This window comes from Enterococcus sp. UD-01, from assembly GCF_044909655.1.
In the GTDB taxonomy this organism is placed as follows: domain Bacteria; phylum Bacillota; class Bacilli; order Lactobacillales; family Enterococcaceae; genus Enterococcus_L.
Window position 1 is genome coordinate 180,266 of sequence record NZ_JBIYEU010000001.1, and the last position, 18,908, is coordinate 199,173.

General features: G+C 38.8%; 23 protein-coding genes. 15 read left to right on the plus strand and 8 right to left on the minus strand.

The window, feature by feature from the left end; genetic code table 11:
- Positions 1-53 precede the first annotated feature (53 nt).
- Positions 54-953 carry a phosphate ABC transporter substrate-binding protein PstS family protein gene (locus tag ABH902_RS00935; protein WP_404588651.1) on the plus strand — a complete coding sequence of 300 codons (900 nt, stop codon included), beginning with the start codon at positions 54-56 and terminating at the stop codon, positions 951-953.
- A gap of 61 nt (positions 954-1,014) precedes the next feature.
- Here ABH902_RS00935 and pnpS read toward each other — a convergent pair whose 3' ends face one another.
- Entirely contained in the window at positions 1,015-2,778 is a 1,764-nt protein-coding gene (gene pnpS, locus ABH902_RS00940) for a two-component system histidine kinase PnpS (protein WP_404588652.1), read from the minus strand.
- Positions 2,775-3,482 carry a response regulator transcription factor gene (locus ABH902_RS00945; protein ID WP_404588653.1) on the minus strand — a complete coding sequence of 236 codons (708 nt, stop codon included), beginning with the start codon at positions 3,480-3,482 and terminating at the stop codon, positions 2,775-2,777. Before ABH902_RS00945 ends, pnpS begins: the two co-directional genes overlap by 4 nt.
- 144 nt (positions 3,483-3,626) lie before the next feature.
- Between ABH902_RS00945 and ABH902_RS00950 the strand changes: the two genes are divergently transcribed.
- From ABH902_RS00950 to ffh, 3 genes are all read left to right on the plus strand, one after another.
- On the plus strand, positions 3,627-4,094 hold the full coding sequence (locus ABH902_RS00950) for a DUF523 domain-containing protein (RefSeq protein ID WP_404588654.1): 468 nt from the start codon (positions 3,627-3,629) through the stop codon (positions 4,092-4,094).
- 143 nt (positions 4,095-4,237) lie between these two features.
- Positions 4,238-4,576: a putative DNA-binding protein gene (locus ABH902_RS00955; RefSeq protein WP_404588655.1), complete on the plus strand. Its 339-nt coding sequence runs from the start codon at positions 4,238-4,240 to the stop codon at positions 4,574-4,576.
- Positions 4,577-4,580: 4 nt separating this feature from the next.
- Entirely contained in the window at positions 4,581-6,002 is a 1,422-nt protein-coding gene (gene ffh / locus ABH902_RS00960) for a signal recognition particle protein (protein WP_404588656.1), read from the plus strand.
- Positions 6,003-6,222: 220 nt separating this feature from the next.
- Here ffh and ABH902_RS00965 read toward each other — a convergent pair whose 3' ends face one another.
- The 4 genes from ABH902_RS00965 to ABH902_RS00980 all read right to left on the minus strand — a co-directional run bounded on the left by ABH902_RS00965 (position 6,223) and on the right by ABH902_RS00980 (position 9,330).
- Complete coding sequence (locus ABH902_RS00965) at positions 6,223-7,326, minus strand: ABC transporter permease (RefSeq protein ID WP_404588657.1); 1,104 nt, start codon at positions 7,324-7,326, stop codon at positions 6,223-6,225.
- Positions 7,323-8,219, minus strand: a complete 897-nt coding sequence (locus tag ABH902_RS00970; RefSeq protein ID WP_404588658.1) for an ATP-binding cassette domain-containing protein — start codon at positions 8,217-8,219, stop codon at positions 7,323-7,325. Before ABH902_RS00970 ends, ABH902_RS00965 begins: the two co-directional genes overlap by 4 nt.
- 3 nt (positions 8,220-8,222) lie before the next feature.
- Entirely contained in the window at positions 8,223-8,603 is a 381-nt protein-coding gene (locus tag ABH902_RS00975) for a GntR family transcriptional regulator (RefSeq protein ID WP_404588659.1), read from the minus strand.
- 172 nt (positions 8,604-8,775) lie between these two features.
- The gene (locus ABH902_RS00980; RefSeq protein WP_404588660.1) at positions 8,776-9,330 is read right to left on the minus strand and encodes an NADPH-dependent FMN reductase; all 555 of its coding nucleotides are present in this window, start codon (positions 9,328-9,330) and stop codon (positions 8,776-8,778) included.
- A 132-nt stretch (positions 9,331-9,462) separates the two neighbouring features.
- On the opposite strand from ABH902_RS00980, the gene ABH902_RS00985 reads away from it, so the two are divergent.
- The 6 genes from ABH902_RS00985 (at position 9,463) to ABH902_RS01010 (ending at position 12,948) form a co-directional block, all read left to right on the plus strand.
- Positions 9,463-10,299 carry a GNAT family N-acetyltransferase gene (locus tag ABH902_RS00985; RefSeq protein ID WP_404588661.1) on the plus strand — a complete coding sequence of 279 codons (837 nt, stop codon included), beginning with the start codon at positions 9,463-9,465 and terminating at the stop codon, positions 10,297-10,299.
- Between the two features lie 192 nt (positions 10,300-10,491).
- Positions 10,492-10,767, plus strand: a complete 276-nt coding sequence (rpsP, locus tag ABH902_RS00990) for a 30S ribosomal protein S16 (protein WP_010735006.1) — start codon at positions 10,492-10,494, stop codon at positions 10,765-10,767.
- 11 nt (positions 10,768-10,778) lie between these two features.
- Positions 10,779-11,024, plus strand: a complete 246-nt coding sequence (locus ABH902_RS00995) for a KH domain-containing protein (protein WP_404588662.1) — start codon at positions 10,779-10,781, stop codon at positions 11,022-11,024.
- 101 nt (positions 11,025-11,125) lie between these two features.
- Positions 11,126-11,668 carry a TIGR01440 family protein gene (locus ABH902_RS01000; protein ID WP_404588663.1) on the plus strand — a complete coding sequence of 181 codons (543 nt, stop codon included), beginning with the start codon at positions 11,126-11,128 and terminating at the stop codon, positions 11,666-11,668.
- 242 nt (positions 11,669-11,910) lie between these two features.
- Positions 11,911-12,444 (plus strand): TetR/AcrR family transcriptional regulator, encoded by a 534-nt coding sequence (locus tag ABH902_RS01005; RefSeq protein WP_404588664.1) that lies wholly within the window; start codon positions 11,911-11,913, stop codon positions 12,442-12,444.
- Positions 12,445-12,573: 129 nt separating this feature from the next.
- The gene (locus ABH902_RS01010; RefSeq protein WP_404588665.1) at positions 12,574-12,948 is read left to right on the plus strand and encodes a YxeA family protein; all 375 of its coding nucleotides are present in this window, start codon (positions 12,574-12,576) and stop codon (positions 12,946-12,948) included.
- Between the two features lie 58 nt (positions 12,949-13,006).
- Here the strand turns inward: ABH902_RS01010 and ABH902_RS01015 are convergent, their stop codons facing one another.
- Together ABH902_RS01015 and ABH902_RS01020 are read right to left on the minus strand one after the other, a co-directional pair.
- Positions 13,007-13,222, minus strand: coding sequence for a hypothetical protein (locus ABH902_RS01015; RefSeq protein WP_404588666.1), 216 nt, complete (start codon positions 13,220-13,222; stop codon positions 13,007-13,009).
- Positions 13,223-13,359: 137 nt separating this feature from the next.
- Positions 13,360-14,115, minus strand: coding sequence for a peptidylprolyl isomerase (locus ABH902_RS01020; protein WP_404588667.1), 756 nt, complete (start codon positions 14,113-14,115; stop codon positions 13,360-13,362).
- 177 nt (positions 14,116-14,292) lie between these two features.
- Between ABH902_RS01020 and ABH902_RS01025 the strand changes: the two genes are divergently transcribed.
- The 5 genes from ABH902_RS01025 to ABH902_RS01045 all read left to right on the plus strand — a co-directional run bounded on the left by ABH902_RS01025 (position 14,293) and on the right by ABH902_RS01045 (position 18,880).
- Entirely contained in the window at positions 14,293-15,384 is a 1,092-nt protein-coding gene (locus ABH902_RS01025; protein ID WP_404588668.1) for a DUF871 domain-containing protein, read from the plus strand.
- A 76-nt stretch (positions 15,385-15,460) separates the two neighbouring features.
- Positions 15,461-16,096 carry an NUDIX hydrolase N-terminal domain-containing protein gene (locus ABH902_RS01030; protein WP_404588669.1) on the plus strand — a complete coding sequence of 212 codons (636 nt, stop codon included), beginning with the start codon at positions 15,461-15,463 and terminating at the stop codon, positions 16,094-16,096.
- A gap of 111 nt (positions 16,097-16,207) precedes the next feature.
- Positions 16,208-17,140: an alpha/beta hydrolase gene (locus tag ABH902_RS01035; protein WP_404588670.1), complete on the plus strand. Its 933-nt coding sequence runs from the start codon at positions 16,208-16,210 to the stop codon at positions 17,138-17,140.
- Positions 17,141-17,604: 464 nt separating this feature from the next.
- Complete coding sequence (gene xerD / locus ABH902_RS01040) at positions 17,605-18,495, plus strand: site-specific tyrosine recombinase XerD (RefSeq protein WP_404588671.1); 891 nt, start codon at positions 17,605-17,607, stop codon at positions 18,493-18,495.
- Between the two features lie 25 nt (positions 18,496-18,520).
- Entirely contained in the window at positions 18,521-18,880 is a 360-nt protein-coding gene (locus ABH902_RS01045) for a GNAT family N-acetyltransferase (protein ID WP_404588672.1), read from the plus strand.
- The last annotated feature ends 28 nt before the right edge of the window (positions 18,881-18,908 follow it).

The following is an 18,908-nucleotide window of genomic DNA, read 5'->3' on the forward strand; positions in this document are numbered from 1 at the left end:
TAACATCGCGTTGCTAAACTAGGCTTGTAACTAATTGAAAAGGACGTGTCAAAATGAAAAAACGTGTATTATCGACGATCGTATTAAGCATGGGACTATTACTTGCCGGCTGTGGCAGTCAAGGAACAGCAACAAACAGCAGTGATACAGCAAAAGCAGGCTCAGATAACCAGCCGGTTAAAATTGTTGCAGTTGGTTCTACTGCTTTGCAGCCGCTGGTTGATGCAGCCAAGGATCAGTTTACAGCCGAACATAGTAATTATACGATTTCGGTTCAAGGCGGCGGTAGTGGCACCGGTCTTTCGCAAGTCGCAGATGGAGCCGTAACCATCGGTAACTCAGATGTTTTTGCAGAAGAAAAATCAGGGATTGCTGCCGATAAATTAGTGGATCATCGCGTAGCGGTTGTCGGGATGGGGCCAGTCGTAAATAAGGACGTCGGCGTGAAAGAAGTAACGAAACAACAATTAATCGATATTTTTACCGGTAAAACTAAAAACTGGAAAGATGTTGGCGGAAAAGATCAGGAAATTGCTGTTATCAATCGGCCAAGTGGCAGCGGAACGCGGGCAACGTTTGAAAAATGGGGCTTGGATGGCGCTACAGCCGTGCAATCTCAAGAACAGGACTCATCAGGAACTGTTCGCCAAATCGTAGCACAAACACCAGGAGCAATTAGCTATCTTGCTTTTTCTTATATGGATGATTCAACGGTGGCTTTAAGTATTGACGGTGTGAAACCGACAGAAGAAAATGTCGCTGATAATTCATGGAAAATCTGGTCTTACGAGCATATGTATACAAAAGGTGAGCCGGACAAAAATGTGAAGGCCTTTCTTGATTACATGCTAGAAAAAGATGTCCAAGAAGGTGTAGTAAAAGAATTAGGCTATTTGCCGATAACTGACATGTCAGTTGAACGAGATGCTACCGGTCACATTACCAATAAATAAACACTTCCCTAAAATAGTAAACAGGAAAAAGCAGCCCTTCAAAAAAGTCGGGCTGCTTTCATTATGATTTCTTTTCCAAAGGTAGCTTGACTGTAAAAGTTGATCCAAGCCCCAAATGACTATCAAGGGTGACAGAACCACCTAACAGTTCGGCATAATGCTGCACAATGGACAAGCCTAAGCCAGTACCGCCGGAATGTCTGCTGCGTGCTTTATCAACGCGATAGAACCGTTCGAAAATCCGTTCCTGATCTTTTAAACTAATTCCGATGCCATCATCCGTTACTTGAATAAAGAAGTTCTTAGCAAAGCCATAAGTAATAACGATTTTGCCGCCGACTTTAGAATATTGAATGGCATTTTCAATTAAGTTTTTAATAATCGGATACAGCAGTTCATACTTTGTAAAATAAGTTGCGTCTGTTTCTCCCTGAATCTCAATGCTTAGTTCTTTTTCATTGATCCATTGGTGATAGGAGCGCACGATCTCTTCAATAAAGGGACGTAAGGCAATTTCCTGATTTTCATAGGAAATATTTTTCCCGTCACGAGATAATTGTAAAATTTCCTGAATCAGCTGCTGCAGGCGCAAGGCATCTTTTTGCATAATGGTCAAAAACTGCTCTAAAGTTTCCGGATCATCCTTGGCACCATCCAGCAGAGTTTCAGTAAAGCCGAGTAGAGAGGTAACCGGCGTTTTTAATTCATGAGAGACATTACCGACAAAATCCTTCTGCATTTTTTCCAGTTGTCTCACTCTGGTTAAATCATAGGCGATTCCTAAGACCTGATAATTGTTGCCATTTTCTTCGATAAAGCGCAAGGTCATATCTAAAATCCGTTCATTTGGTGTATTCGCCAACTTGATTACCTGATGAACCGTGCTTTTTTCAGTGACCACTTGATGAATCAAATGAATCATAGCGGGTTCTTCAATGACATCAAAATAATTTTTCTCTGTGTCATGCTCCGGAATGGCTAAAATCTCACGCATTTTAGGATTCATCAAACGTAGCTTTCCTTCAACATCAATCAGAAAGACGCCAATCATCAACTCATCCAGCAGCGCATGAAATTGTTCTTCTGTTGAGGTATAAGCTAAATAAGTTTGACTCATTTGCTGGCTTAATAGATTGACTGTTTCATATAACTCATTCCATTCCGGCGAATTTTGAATAATGGATCGCGATTCATCCGGATATTTGACCATTTTTTTCAAAACAGGTAAAACAGTAATTAAAGGCTCGTTTTTTTGATGAAGCAAAATAAAAACAAACACAGTAATAATCAAAAACAGCAGTCCTAATGTAATTAAAAGATAGCGGCGAAAGGATTGGATACTGGAAGAAAACTGTGTGGTTTCTTCGGAAAGTCGAATAATGCCGACCAGTTTATCATTTTGCCGCACCGGAATTGCCAAATAGAGCAGTTCTTTGTTTAAAGTAGCACTTTTTCTAAGGGCGGAGCCAAAATCAGCACCCGACAAAACGGCTTTAATCTCAGGACGCGTATTTCTGCTACCAAAATCTATAGTAGAACTATCAAAAAAGATCTCGCCATTTTTATCCATCAACGTTAAGCGTTCATTTTCGTCAGTAGTATAATGCTGCAAAAATGTTTTTTCCGCCGGCGAAAGCGTCTGTTGAACAAAAATTTCGGGATTAAGCTGGTCAACCAGTAAGGTACTTTTTTTCTGCAAAAATTCTTCCTGCTGTAAATACAATTCCTTTTTAAAAAAAACATTTGTTAAAAAAATGCTTCCAGCAAACAAAGCAAGCATTAACAAGCCTACCAAAAAATATTCGATTCTTTGCCGTTTTTTCATTGTTTAGGCTCCTGAAAGCGATAGCCAAAGCCGCGTACTGTGACTAAATAAGCCGGACGCTTGGGATCAATTTCGATTTTGTCCCTTAAATGGCTGACATGCACATCCACAATCCGGCTTTGACCGGCAAAATCATAGTTCCAAATACGATCCAACAAAGTATCACGATCAATCACACGATCCTTACGCTTCATAAAATATACCAAGAGCTCAAACTCTTTAGGTGTTAGTTCAATTTTACGACCGCGCACAGTGACTTCATAATTCTGTTCATCAACGACGATATCACCTAAAATCAACGGCGCTTTTGTTGCTTCTTTTTCTTCCGTTACTTCAACTGGTTTCAATCGTCTAAAAATGGCTTTCATTCTAGCTAAAACTTCTCTAGGGCTGAAAGGCTTAGTTAAATAATCATCTGCTCCAATTTCCAGACCGATAATTTTGTCTACCTGATCATCTCTGGCCGTTAAAATTAAAATTGGCGTATCAATTTTTTCTCTGCGCAAGGATTTTGTCATTTCCAGTCCATCCATGTGCGGCAGCATCACATCCAAAATAATAAAATCATAGTGATTAGAAAGGGCAAGTTCATAGCCGGCTTCACCATCGAAAGCGGTCGTAACATCATAGCCTTCTTTTTCTAAATTAAACGTCAATAAAGTCACAATGGATGGTTCATCATCGACAACTAGTACTTTTTTCATGCACGGAACTCCTTTAAACTAAGAATCAATACATCGTTATTTTATCATACATTTAGTTAGAGCCAAAACTTTATGAAAGCATTCTAAACTATATTCGCAACAAAAATAATGGTATAATGAAAAGGATTGAAAAGAGGGATGAAAATGATCGGAATCAGCGCGTGTTTAGGCGGCGTTTGCTGTCGTTATGATGGAAAAGCAAAAGAAATTAAAGCTTTAAAAGAATTAGTTGCCGCTAAGCAGGCAGTAGTAATTTGCCCAGAGGTAATCGGCGGTCTGCCTACACCAAGAGAGCCAGCGGAAATCGTTAATGGCGATGGCTTTGACGTTTGGCAAAAACAAGCGCAAGTTCTGACAGTTTCAGGGATGGATGTGACCCAGCAGTTTAGACAAGGTGCCATAGCAGCCTATGAGGAGTTAAAAAACCAAGGAATTACAACAATTATTCTAAAAGAAGGCAGTCCTTCCTGTGGCAGCCAGCGGATCTATGATGGTTCCTTTTCCGGTATTACAAAAGCGGGAGTGGGAGTAGCCGCTGCTTATTTTATGAAGCAGGGCATCAATGTTATTCCAGAATCTGATTGGCAAAGAGCTTTTGATCATTCTCTTTGAAATAGGTGGTTATCAGAAAATGAAATGAGTAATTGCCGCTTATGGTACAAATAGGAAAAAAAGCAGAGAAATCCGCAGTCAACTATTGACTAATCCGCTCGAAATCGGTAACCTAAAAGGGATTGAAATTGGAGGCAGCGACTATGGAAATTGAAAAAACGAATCGAATGAATGCCTTATTCGAATGCTATTCATCCTTATTAACTGAAAAGCAGATGAATTATATGGAAATGTACTATGCAGATGACTTTTCATTGGGTGAAATTGCAGAAGAATACGAAGTAAGTCGCCAAGCTGTCTATGATAATATCAAGCGTACTGAAAAGATTTTAGAAGATTATGAGAAGAAGCTGCACATGTTTTCTGATTATATCGTGCGCGGCGAATTATTGGATAAATTGCGCAAGTATGTCCTTGAAACATACCCTAAAGATACGACTATTATTAATTATATCGAACAAATACAAGAAGTAGAGGAATGAGATTATGGCTTTTGAAAGTTTAACAGAACGCCTACAGCAGGCGATGGGAAAATTACGTCGTAAAGGAAAAGTATCTGAAGCAGACGTAAAAGAAATGATGAGAGAAATTCGACTTGCTTTATTGGAAGCCGATGTTAATTTACAAGTAGTCAAAGATTTTACCAAACGTGTGCGTGAACGCGCTGTCGGTGTGGAAGTTCTCGAAAGTCTCTCACCGGCGCAACAGATCGTAAAAATTGTAGACGAGGAATTAACTGCTACGCTTGGTTCTGAAACTGTTGGCTTAAACAAGTCCGAACGGATTCCGACGGTTATCATGATGGTTGGACTTCAAGGAGCCGGTAAAACAACTTTTGGCGGTAAACTAGCCAATCATTTAATGAAAACGGAAAATGCACGTCCCTTAATGATCGCAGCCGATGTCTATCGTCCAGCGGCGATCGATCAGTTGAAGGTCTTAGGTCAGCAGCTGGAAGTTCCTGTTTTTGATATGGGAACCGATACCGATCCAGTTGAAATTGTCCGTCAGGGAATGGCATTAGCCAAGGAAAAGAAAAATGATTATGTGCTGATTGATACGGCGGGTCGTTTACACATTGACGAAACCTTAATGGATGAATTAAAGCAAATCAAAGAAGTAGCTCAGCCGGATGAAATTATGCTGGTTGTTGATGCCATGACGGGGCAGGATGCCGTTAATGTGGCTGACAGCTTTAACCAACAGCTGGGAATTACCGGCGTGGTGATTACTAAATTAGATGGCGACACCCGTGGCGGGGCAGCCTTGTCCATTCGTGCAGTGACCGGCGCGCCAATTAAATTCATTGGTTCCGGTGAAAAGCTGACAGATTTAGAAATTTTCCATCCAGATCGGATGTCTAGTCGTATTTTAGGTATGGGTGACATGCTGACGCTGATTGAAAAAGCGCAGCAGGATTATGATGAGAAAAAAGCAGAAGAGCTTGCAACGAAGATGAAGGAAAACAGCTTTGATTTTAACGACTTCATCGAACAAATGGATCAAGTGATGGGTATGGGGCCAATTGAAGATCTGCTCAAAATGATTCCGGGGATGAGTCAAATGCCTGGTCTTGAAAATGTGAAGGTCGATCCAAAAGATATGGCGCGCAAAAAAGCCATGGTGCTTTCAATGACACCGGCTGAAAGAGAAAATCCCGACCTACTGAATCCGAGTCGCAGACGTCGAATTGCTGCCGGTTCCGGTAATAGTGTGGTGGAAGTTAACCGCATGATTAAACAATTCAAAGAATCGAAAAAAATGATGCAGCAAATGTCGAAAGGCAATATGGACATTCCAGGAATGGATCAAATGTTTGGCGGAGGCATTAAAGGCAAGCTTGGCAAAATGGCGATGAACCGAATGGTTAAGAAAAACAAAAAGAAGAAGAAAAAGAAGAAAAAATAAAAAATAATAGAGAGCGAGACAAAACTAAAAAAATAGTTTTGTCTCGCTCTCTATTTACGAATAACCGGCGGAAGCAGAAGCAACTCTAGCTGCGCGTCGATCACATCAATCTCTAAGTGCTTGGTGCGGTTGTCTACGAAGATCGTAGTGATTCGATGATGAACGTACCTACTCTTGGTTCTCGGAGTTAAACGTTTCTTTCCCAGCCTCGATTTTTTCTCTAAATCCCGACTTTTTCTGATCGTTTCAACCGTTTTTGTTGCCACCAGAGCTGAAGATTTTTTTGATAAATCAAAAAACTGGCAATGAAAGCAGTAATTACGGCATACATCACTAATTTGAGAATAGGAGACTTACCATCGTCCGTATTGTAAATGGCGTTCATTCCAAAAACTAAAGTAAGCGGAACATACATGATTAAAACTAGCAATAGCGGCCAGTTTAATTGCTTAAACAATAAAAATCGTCCCTTCGTTTCCAATGAAAGCTTAGAAAATAACAGATAGCCTAAAAAAATCACGCCCATTGAAAAAAGGAATGCACTGATTAGCGCAATCATATTTACGGATTCTTTAGTGACGGTATAAACTAAAAATTTATTTTCGCTGGTCGTCAGAGTTGCTAGATCATTTCCAGTGAAGTAATACCAAGCATTCACGCAACCTGAAATGAAATAAGTCAGACTAAACCAAAAACTAAAGGCTGTAAATGGTCCCCAAAGAATATGACCTGTGACAGATCCGATAAAAGCCGCACAGGAAAAGTACAAGAAGTTGGTGACCATATTGCCAAGCAGATAAGCTCCCATCTGTATAAAACTAATATTGACATATTCACTAGGAATCCCAGTTACAACAATCCCAATATACAAAATTTTTGCGAACAATACACTGCTTAAAAATGGAAGAGCGACGAGTAAATACTTATAAACATATATTCTCTTTTTCGAAACACCTAAAGAAAAGAGAAATTCATTAAACCCAGTTTTTAAGTCGACAAAGAACATACTAAAACCAACTAAAACGATCGCAGCAAGCAACAAATGAGGAATTTCATTGAAATACGTAGTGTAATAAACAGTTGGCTCGCCTTCCTCATATTCTGTTCCTTGATTAAACAAGGATAGCCCTTCTTTTTTTGAAAGCGGACTCTTATTTTGACTTTTCTGAATTAAGATAATTTCATCATACATTCTTTCTTGTTCTTTCCAAGTGGCTACATTCGATATACCAATGTAAATGTAGCTTGCAATGATTGCCAAGCAAATGAAAATCAAGAAGCGTCCATAGCGTTTTTTTAAAATTGTCCATAACTCTTTCTTCATAATACTCCTCCTCGTAAAGAATGCTGCTCTTCTTTGGTGACATGTACTTCAAAAACATCCTCTAAAGTTAGTGGTACTTCTTCAAATAGAAGTGGTCGTTCTGCTAAGATCATTCTTTCGATCTCGTCAGTATAATTTTCAAAAATCGCTGTAATGACGCGCCCTTGGTAGTGAAGGGGACGGCTATTCTTTTTAACGACCTGCGGCACTTTTTTTGTTTTAAAGACCATTTGCAGCTTCCGGGCTTTTTCCCGCAGCTGTTCTAAATGGTAATCATACTGGATTTGATTATCTTTTAAAATCAGCGCCCGATCTATAAGACTTTCCAACTCTGTTAAGTTATGTGAAGAAATAATAATTGCTCGTTTTTGTTCACTAACGTCATCTAAAAGCATTCTAATTACTTTCTTTTTAACAATGACATCTAAGCCATCAAACGGTTCATCCAGTAAGAGATATTCTGCATTGGAGCAGACCGCTAAAATCATTTTGTAAAGACCCTGCATTCCTTTGGATAAGGAATGATAGTTCATTTTGGCATGCAGCTTATGTTTTTTTAAAAGAATTGAGTATTTCTTACTATCAAAATTTTGGTAGGCGCATTGATAAAATTGCTGCAGCTTGTGCAGGGAATAGCCGGCTAAAAAATTATACTGCTCATCGATATAAAAAAGTTGCTGCTTCAAGTGAACGTGCTTTTTGATGTCCTGCTTTTCAATAAATATCTGTCCTTCATCCGGTTCATAGTGCCCCGCGATTGAACGGAAGAAGGTGGTTTTGCCAGAACCGTTTTGGCCGATTAAACCAGTGATTTCTCCTTTTTTAATGGTTAATGTAATATCCTGTAGAATACTCCGATTATTAATTTCTTTTCCCAACTTTTCTATTCTCATTTCTTACTCTCCTTTTAAATGCTGATAGCTATCAGTTAACCATTCGTTCATTTCCTGTTGCGATACATTTAGATAATTTGCTTCAATGACTAAATCAGTAAATTGTTTCTTAATCGCTTGGATTTGTTGTTCATCACGTAGCTTAGGATCCAATTTTTTTATATATGTTCCTTTGCCCTTAACAGTGATAATGACATCCTGCACTTCTAATAGCTTGTACGCTTTGCTGATCGTATTCGGGTTCATGGTTAACTGCTTGGCCATTTCACGAACAGAAGGCAATCTGTCTCCCGGCTGCAGCAACCCACTCAAAATATCTTCTTTTATACTCAACATTAGCTGCTCGTAATAGGGCTTACTGCTAGTTTTATTGATAGAAATCATGAGAAACTTCCTTCCTGATTGTTCGTTGTGTACTAGTATACATAGTACAGTTGTTGTTGTAAATACCTTTTTACAAAAATAATTAGAGAGAAATATCGCAAAAAAAAAAACAGTATAACAAACACATTTCGTGCCGTTATACTGCGCAAAGTAAAGCGATGAAGCTTTTATTTTATTGACTGTTTTTCTTGAAGAAAGCAACGTAAGCATCTACGATAGATTGTAAAAATGAAACAGTACCTTCAACAATTGTGCCGTCTTCGTTTAATAAATTGGTAATATTGCCGATATAGGCTTCCGGTTGTTGTAAGGTAGGAACATTTAAAAATACTAACGATTGACGCAAGTGATGGTTGGCGCCAAAGCCGCCTACAGCACCAGGTGATACGCTGACGACTAGACCAGGCTTGCCGTCCCAAACACTTTCACCATAAGGGCGGGAGCCGACGTCCAAAGCATTTTTTAAAACGGCGGGAACAGAACGGTTGTATTCTGGCGTAACGAAAACAACACCGTCCAAGTCCTGTACTTGGGTACGAAAGGCAGTCCAGGCCACAGTTGGTTTGCCTTTATCATCTAAATCTTGGTTATACATTTCTAGTTTGCTTAAATCAACAAATTCGGTTACTAAATCTGCAGGGAATAATTTTGCCATTGCTTCTGCAACTGCACGATTATACGAGCCTTTACGTAAACTTCCTACAAAAAATCCAATTTTTTTAGTCATGGTAATTCCTCCAATTCATAAATAACACGTATTATCTTAAATCTGATTCTGCTATTTTGCAAGAAATATGACTTTTCCTAGTACTTTTTCTCGTTTATACTAGCAGTAACTAATAAAACAAAAGGAGCCTACATGACTGTTCAATTATTGCTTCAAACACAACTAGATTCAAAGGAACAAGGAGAACTTCAAAACTTACAGGAAGAATTGCGCAAGGATTCAGCTCTTGATTTTAAGCTGGATCCCAGCTTTTTTAAAGATAATGACGGCAGGGTACAGCATCTACTTTGCTGGGATCAAGACCAGTTAATAGGGTATGCAGCGTTGAATACTTTTGATCCGGAAATCATGGAAATCACGGTTATTGCCAGCCCCCAAGCAGCAATTCTTTCAGAAATGGAGAAAAAATGGCTGACTTTGGCGGTGTCTTATAAAAGATCCGTACTTTTAATCGTTGATCAAAGAGACACGTTTTTAATGGATTATTTAGAGGCAACAAAACAATATGTTTATAGCTTTACTGAATATGGCATGGCTTTTTCAGGAAAAAAATTACCATTCGTTTCTAAATGTAGACTGGAAAAAGCTGTTGAAGCAGATGTTGCGGCCATTGTTGGTTTGCACGGGAAGGAAGCTAGTCCTGAATTAACGAATACGGATTTGGAAAAGACGCTTGTTTTAAAGGAAAATAATGAGATTATTGCTAGTATTAGGATTGAAAAAGAACGGCAAAATTATGCCCTTTACGGTTTTGTGATTAGAGCGGACTATCGGGGACAAGGACTAGGCAGAAAAATACTCACTCAAATTCTTCAACAATTAATGAAGGAGCAGGCACAGGAAATTTATTTAGAAGTTGAGTCAACCAATGCGGCAGCCTATCATTTATACCAGTCGCTTGGTTTTGTGAAAAAAACAGCCTTTGACTATTATATGTTTGTGGAAATAGACGAAAAAAGCTGCAAATAGAACCCGTTTCAGTTCAGATTTGCAGCTAAGATAGTGCCCCTGCCAAGGAATATCAGTATAACACAGATGAAAACAAAGCGATATCACTTGGAGAAATATTTTTCAAGGTGTCAAGAAAAAACTCTTTACAGCTTGTTGGAAATCTGGTAAACTAGCATTTGTGATTAAGTTAATGGAGGTGTAATAGATAAAATGGCAGTAAAAATTCGTTTAAAACGCATGGGTTCTAAAAAGAGTCCTTTTTACCGTATTGTAGTAGCAGATTCTCGTTCTCCTCGTGATGGACGTTTCATCGAAACTGTTGGAACTTACAATCCTTTAAAAGATCCTGCAGAAGTAGTTTTAAAAGAAGATTTAGTATTAGACTGGTTGTCTAAAGGTGCGCAGCCTTCAGATACAGTTCGTAACATTCTTTCAAAAGAAGGCGTTATGAAAAAACACCACGAAGCTAAATTTTCAAAGAAATAAGGTGACCACCTATGACAGATGTGAAAGAGTTAGTCTTAACTATCGTTCGTCCGTTGGTCAGTCAACCTGAATTAGTTAAATTAGAGATAGAAGAATCTGATGATTTTTTAGAGTATAATTTGACGGTATCGCCTGAAGATATTGGCCGCATTATTGGTAAGCAAGGTCGAGTAGCGAAAGCTATTCGAACGATTGTTTACAGCGTGCGGATCAACGGCCCTAAAAAGGTACGCTTAAATATCTTGGACGGCAAATAAAAAACACTGATTTAAAACATGAATTTGTTTTAAATCAGTGTTTTTTTGACAAACTTTTATTGTATTTGTCATAATGAAAGAAGTTAAAGGAGGTAAGTAAAATGGATGAGAAAAAAATTGAGCAGCAAATCATCACAGGCTTAACTGAATACTTTGAACAATCAGATTTAGCTAAGGAAAGTATTTTTGTATTGGGTTGCAGCAGCAGTGAAGTACTTGGAGGCAAAATCGGCAAACAATCAAGCAAAGAGATAGGACAGTTAATTGTTTCGACCGTTCATACCTTAATGAAAAGCAAAGGAATATATTTGGCTGTTCAAGCCTGTGAACATTTGAATCGTGCGCTGGTAGTTGAAAAACGGGTAGCACAGCTGCGGAACTTAGAAATTGTTTCAGTAGTGCCAACACTTCATGCAGGAGGTGCAGCTGCATTAGCGGCTTACGAGCGCTTTACAGAACCAGTGATGGTTGAAAAAATTACAGGAGAAGGCGGGATGGACATCGGAGATACAGCAATAGGCATGCATGTGAAACATGTTCAAGTTCCGGTAAGAACGACCATCAAAGAAATTGGTCAAGCTCATACAACTTACTTGAAGTCAAGACCCAAGCTGATCGGCGGTTCACGGGCCCTTTACGATTAATGATAAAATTACTAATGTCCCCACTCAAAAAAACAATAGGCGCATAGTAGAGATGAATTAATTTTGGACGAAAGCACATTAAAAAATAACATTATTATCACAATTTTTCATGAATATTGCAATTTTTGAGAAAATAAAAACATTAAAAGGTGTAAAATAAAAGAACAAATCAATAAAAAAAACAAATGTTGATGCTTGTAAAAATAAAAAATGAACAAACAAAAAACAAAGGAGGGATTACTGTGGTTAGGAAAAAAGTCTATACTCAAGCCCATATCTTGTCGGCTGCGTTTGATTTATTAAAAAACAATGGTTTTTCTATGATTACTGCTAGAAATATTGCTAATCATATGGGCATATCTACACAGCCGATCTATTTGGAATTTGATAATATGGAGGATTTAAAGCTAACGCTATTAAAAACGGTTCATGATTCGTTAGAGAAAGACTATTTTTCAGTTAAACATACGGGAGACCCAGTAGTGGATTTCGGCTTAAATTACATTAATTTAGCTCAAACAAATAATCAATTATACATATCTTTGTTTACAGATAAGCATTCTTTTGGCAAAGAACTGCATCAGCTATCTTTTGAAACATTTCAAAGAACCATCAGCGAAGAGAGCAGCTATGCTTCAGCTACTGAAGAAAGTCTAAAAAAGCTTCATGAAAAGTTGTTAATCGTCGCAACGGGTATTGCTTCCTTGACGATTTCATCCATCGTAGAATTAACAGAAGAGCAGCTTGTAGAGCTTTTCGCTAGATTAGAAGCCTGAGTATCGGGAGAATGAGACGGAGAAAGCAATAGGCCTAAAGAATGAGCGGAAAATCGGATGCCGGATGGAGGTTGATCGGGCAGTTACTTGTTAAAATCATTTCAGTAACGAATGATTGGAGGAAGTAACATGAAAGGAATCAAATTACTATTGAGCAGCTTTTTAATCGCTGGTGCTGTACTTTTAGGAGCGAAATTTTATACGAACAATCAATCAGATGAGTTGTCCGGTATCATCGATCAACTAAATCCGTTAATTGCCAAAGGAACCGTTTATGTGAAGACTAAAGAAGCAGACGCTATTAATGAATATGGCATCGCTACTTATCAGCAAATTGCCAGTGACGACAACGGGAAAAAAAGAGAAATCTTATTTACTGCGGATCATGAATTGCAAAAAGAGCGCTATTTAAAAGTCTATAATAAAGGTGCGCATATTGAAACCTACGAAGAGGTAGACAAAGAAGAAGTACCTGAAAAAGCATTAATCCATTTGGATAACTAAAAACAACAGGCAAACTCATGTTGTAAGAGTCTGCCTGTTGTTTTTAGGATCATCTATTTTAACTAGCATGTGGCATAAAAGTGATTGTACATAAATCATTATAGTGATAATGCAAAGCAGCATGGATACGACCTTCTTCAATCAGCTTTTGAGCCGTATCTTTTACATCTTGTTGATCGAATTGCTGAAAATTAATGACATTAGCGACCAGAGGGGACAGTTTGCGATTAGCAGCGTTTAAAATAAGTGTTTCAATTTGTGGATTAAAAGTCATTTGTTTCACCTCTTTGTTTTACCTTAACACTTTTTGGCTAAAATGACGAATTTTTTAGAGAACCAGCTCAAGGAAAACTTAAGAAAATGATTGATAACATAAAAAAAGACAGCTTTTTTAAGGCCGTCTTTTTTATGCTATTCTTTTGCTTCTTGCAGAATATTGATTTTTTCAATCTTGATGTCTTTTTTCGGTTTATCATTATCGTCTGTATCAACAGCGGCGATTTTATCAACTACGTCCATGCCTTTTGTTACTTGACCGAACACTGTATGCTTTTTGTCCAAATAAGGAGTACCGCCGTTTTTATAGGCATCAATAATTTTTTGCGGATAGTCATCTTTCAACAAACCGTCAGAAACGTCGTCTTGATTTTGGACGATAAAGAACTGGCTGCCATTGGTTCCTTTGCCATTTTCATCCGTACCGGCGTTGGCCATGGATAAAGCGCCGCGAATATTATAAAGCTGATTAGAGATTTCATCATCAAACGTACCGTTCCAGATACTTTCGCCACCGGTTCCATCTCCTTTAGGATCGCCGCCTTGAATCATAAAGTTTTCAATTACTCGATGGAAAGTTACATTGTTGTAATAGCCGTCTTTTGCATGAGTGATGAAATTTTCAACTGTTTTCGGAGCTTGTTTCGGGAAGAGCTTGATCTCAATCGTTCCTTCAGTAGTAACTAGCTCTACTAAATCTTCATCTTCGCTAACCTTATCGGATAGCTGGGGCAAATCTAGCGCATTCAAATCGACAGATTCAGAGGCTTTTGTTTCTGAGCTGTCAGTTGAAGAGGCTGCTGTTTTCTTTTCCGTTTTAGCGCCGCAGGCTGAAAATAAAGCTAAAGAGGCGATTAACGCTGTTGCAGCGATGAATTTTTTTGCTTTCATAAATTATAAATCTTCCTTTCAAAATAGTATCTATTTTATCATAACAAATGATTTATCCCAGAGCTAGTTTAATCGGCGAAATTTTAAGATTCAGGAAAGGTGTAGACCACTTTTAGCGATTCTGCTATAATGAAAATGGATACATTATGATGAATACAAACTTTAGGAGGCAGTACAATGGGCAAATTAGGCATTTCTATTTATCCGGAGCGTTCCACTTTTGAAAAGGACAAAGCTTATCTCGATTTGGCACACAAATACGGCTTTAAACGTGTGTTTACAAGTCTATTACAGATCGAAGATGACAAAGAAAAAGTACTGGCAGAATTTAAAAATGTTGTAGATTATGCAAATAGTCTTGGCATGGAGGTCATGGTGGATATCAATCCTGCTTTATTTGAGCAATTAGCTATTTCCTATGATGACTTATCTTTTTTTAATGAAATGGGTGCTTACGGAGTAAGACTGGATGTTGGTTTTACCGGCGCAGAGGAAGCAAAAATGACGCGCAATCCATATGGCATAAAAATTGAAATCAACATGAGTACAGGCACTAGCTACGTGGACAATATTATGAGCTACTCACCGAACACTGACAATTTGTTGGGCTCGCATAATTTTTATCCTCATCGTTATTCTGGCCTAGGCTATGAACACTTTGTGTTTTGCTCTGAAAAATTTAGAAAATACAATTTAAATACGATGGCATTTGTTAATTCACATGATGCGACATTCGGTCCTTGGCCTACCCAAGACGGCTTGTGCTCTTTAGAGGATCATCGTGATTTGGAAATTGCTACGCAGGTGAAGCATCTTGTCTTAACCGGTTTAATTGATGATATCTTAGTTGGAAATGCCTATGCTTCCGAAGCAGAACTAAAAGCAATGGCGGATGCCTTCAATGCAGAATACCCGTCGATTAAAGTGGACGTAGCAGATGATATTTCAGAAGATGAAAAAGAAGTCTTGTTTACAAGTCTTCACAGCTATCGCGGCGATCGTTCCGAATACATTTTACGCTCAACAATGACGCGGATTCATTTTAAAGATCGTGCCTTTCCAGCTCATAACACGAGAGACATGGTTAAAGGAGATGTTCTGATCGACAACGTTGGTTACGATCAATATAAAGGCGAAACACAGATTGCTTTAAAAGAAATGAAGAATGACGGACGCGTAAACGTCGTTGGTAAAATAGCTGCTGACGAGCTGTTTTTACTGGACTTTTTAAAACCTTGGTCAAGCTTTAAATTAATTGAAAATAAATAATCAGAAAACCTAAGACAAATGCAGCATTTTTGTTTTAGGTTTTTTCAATCGGTGATAAGAGAGAGGAGCAAACGTGATGGCTGCTGAAAAAGAACTAGGCATTTTATTGGCTAAACTGCAGGGGATTGCACAGACTGGTAAACGTTATGGCAAAGATCCCTATGATTTAGAACGGTATGAAGAATTGATGCAAGTAACCAATGCTTTGTTGACTACGCTTTATCCAACGCTTGCCACTGAGCAGCTTTCGATACTGTTGGAGCAGGATGAGGGCTATGCTACGCCTAAAGTCGATGTTCGGGCTGTAGTTTTTAATCAAGCGGGTAAGCTGCTATTAGTAAAAGAAAAAAGCGATGAGCGTTGGGCCTTACCTGGCGGCTGGGGAGATATCGGGTATTCGCCGAAAGAAGTAGCGGAAAAGGAAACCTTGGAGGAGGCTGGTCTGAAGGTGAAAGCTGAACGGTTAATCGCTGTCTTGGATAAAGCCAAGCATCCGTATCCGCCTGCTTTGACCTACGTTTATAAATTCTTTATTCGCTGTCAGCCCCTTGGAGAGACAACCTCTGTAGGATTGGAAACGATGGATACAGGCTATTTTACACTTGACGAGATTTTGACTTTACCACTGTCCTTGGAAAGAAATATTGCCGCGAATTTTCAGATGATTTTTGAGGATTATGCGCACGAGCTAGCGGGTTCAATTTGCGATTAGTATTGCTTATTGCTAGTGTAACTATTATACTATTTAAGAATTTAGAAAATGAGTAGCGCATTATTTATGCTAGAAACAAGACATGTGTTGAACAAGGAGTATGTAGAATAGATGAAACGAGCAATAAAAATAGTTGTCGCATTAATGGTTTTACTTATTATTGGTTTAACAGGAGCTGGCTTGTATTTTTACAATTATGCAGTCGTGCCTTCAGAGAAGGATTTTTTATCAAAGGGTACGCCGGGAACGGATACAACAGCGAAAAATCCAGAGGAAACCTGGTTTAAGGATGAAAAAAATCGTAGCTATTGGGAATTAACCGCGACTGATGGTTTAAAATTAAAAGCTATTTACCTTCCGGCGGATAAGCAAACAGATAAAAATGTTATTATGGCTCATGGCTATATGGGGAATGCCGAAACCATGGCCAGCTACGCAAAAATGTATCACGACTTAGGCTACAATGTATTAGTGCCGGATGCGCGTGGACATGGAAAAAGCGAAGGTGATTATATTGGCTTTGGCTGGCCGGAACGAAAGGATTATCTTCAATGGATTGACCAAGTATTGACTAAAAATGGTCAATCAGCTCAAATCACCCTTTACGGCATCAGCATGGGCGGGGCTACGGTAATGATGACCAGTGGCGAAAAATTGCCTAAAAATGTCAAAGCAATTGTTGAGGACTGCGGCTATGCTACAGTGAATGAGGAATTGGCGGGACAATTGAAGGAACTATTTAATTTGCCGGCCTTTCCGCTGATACCGGTGACTAGTCTAATTACTAAAATTCGTGCCGGTTACTTCTTTGGTGAAGCTGATGCCGTCGCTCAACTAAAGAAAAATCAAACACCAATGCTGTTTATTCATGGAGCTGCTGATAAATTTGTACCGTTTGAAATGCTGGATGAAGTATATGCGGCTACGGATGCGCCCAAAGAAAAATTTATCGTTGCTAAAGCGAAACATGCTAAAGCCTATTCAGTGAATCCGAAAGCCTATAAAGAAAAGGTGGCCGCATTTTTGGCAAAATATGTTAAGTAAGGTTATGAAAAAAGGGAGCGTAAGATAAAAGTAAAGAACGCTTTTACCTTACGCTCTAAATGCAAATCAACGGCGAAAGCGAAAAAAAGTTACAGTACTTTGACTCGAGTAATCGTAAAGAGAGTAATACTAGCCGCGTGTCGATTCCATCAAACTTTGTGTGCTAAAGCATTAAGAATTGAAGGTTTTTGTAAATAATCCGAAATTGCTGTCAAACACGAAGAGAGAAACGATGCGATGCTTGACAGTCCCTACTTGGTGTTGATATCCGTGAAGAGCGCAACGATTCGATGATGAATGTTCTTTTTTTAGTTCTGGTAGTTAAACGCTTGTCCCAACCTTTCTGTTTGCCATTCTATTAAAAGACGGCGCGAATTTTCGAAAAAATAAATGATTCCTTCGAATTAACTATACAACGTTTAATATTCTTTGATATGATAATAAGAGGAAATGGGGTAAAATAGATGGAAGAGCAAATCACTGATTATTTGCACTATTTGCAAATTGAGCGCGGGCTTTCCTTGAATACCAGAAAAAGCTATGAACGTGATTTACATAAGTATTTTACTTTTTTACAAGAACAAAAGATTACGTCATGGCAGGAAATTGACCGTTACATAATTATGGAATATCTACAGACCCTGCATAATGAGAATAATTCCTCTGCTACTGTTATTCGTATGATTTCAAGCTTACGCGGCTTTCATCAATTTCTTAGACAGGAGCAAAAAACAGATCATGATCCGATGCAGCATATTGATTCACCCAAAAAAGCCCAAAAGCTGCCAAGTACATTATCTGTAGAAGAGGTCACGACGTTGATTGAAACACCTGACACAACGAAACCTTTGGGCATTAGAAATCGAACTATCTTAGAAGTAATGTATGCGACAGGACTGCGTGTAAGTGAGCTGGTGGACTTGAAGCTTGGCGATTTACATTTGTCCATGGGGCTGTTGCAGACAATTGGGAAAGGTGACAAAGAGCGGATTATTCCATTAGGTGATTACGCCATTCAATGGATTGAAACCTACTTGGAAGATGCTAGACCCTTTTTGCTGAAAAGTAATCCCTCAGAGCAGCATCTTTTCGTCAATCACCATGGTCATTCCCTGTCACGTCAAGGCGTGTGGAAAAACCTCAAACAAATTGTGCGGGAAGCAGGAATCAATAAAACGATCACTCCGCATACCCTACGGCATAGCTTTGCAACTCATTTATTAGAAAACGGTGCAGATTTGCGCATTGTTCAGGAGCTTTTAGGACATGCCGATATCTCAACGACGCAGATTTATACACATATTACCAAGCAAAGAATGGCTGACGTTTACAAACAGCATTTTCCAAGAGCTTAAGACTAAAAATAAAGAAGGTGAAATCATGTTAAAGCATTACCGCAAAGAACAACGAAAAATTGCTATGGGCTTATTAAGCTTCCACCAAAAATTAGCTGAATATCAATCGTTATTAAAGGAAATCGACATGTATGAAACCGAAGAAAACTTAAAGCTCTTGTTTTGGATACCAGAAGGAGAAAATAACATCCAAGGAATCGTCGGCTTGGAGTTCGATACGCCCGAAACGATGATCCTGCACGATATAACCATTAATCCTTCTTATCGCGGTGAAAAGCTGGGGTTCAACTTGCTGCAGGAAGTCGCGGACAAGTACGCGGACAGACAGCTATATGGCACGCAAGCAACCGCCGCTTTTTTATCAAAGTGGAAGGACAATCAATAAATTTTATGCTAAACTAGAGAGTCAAATA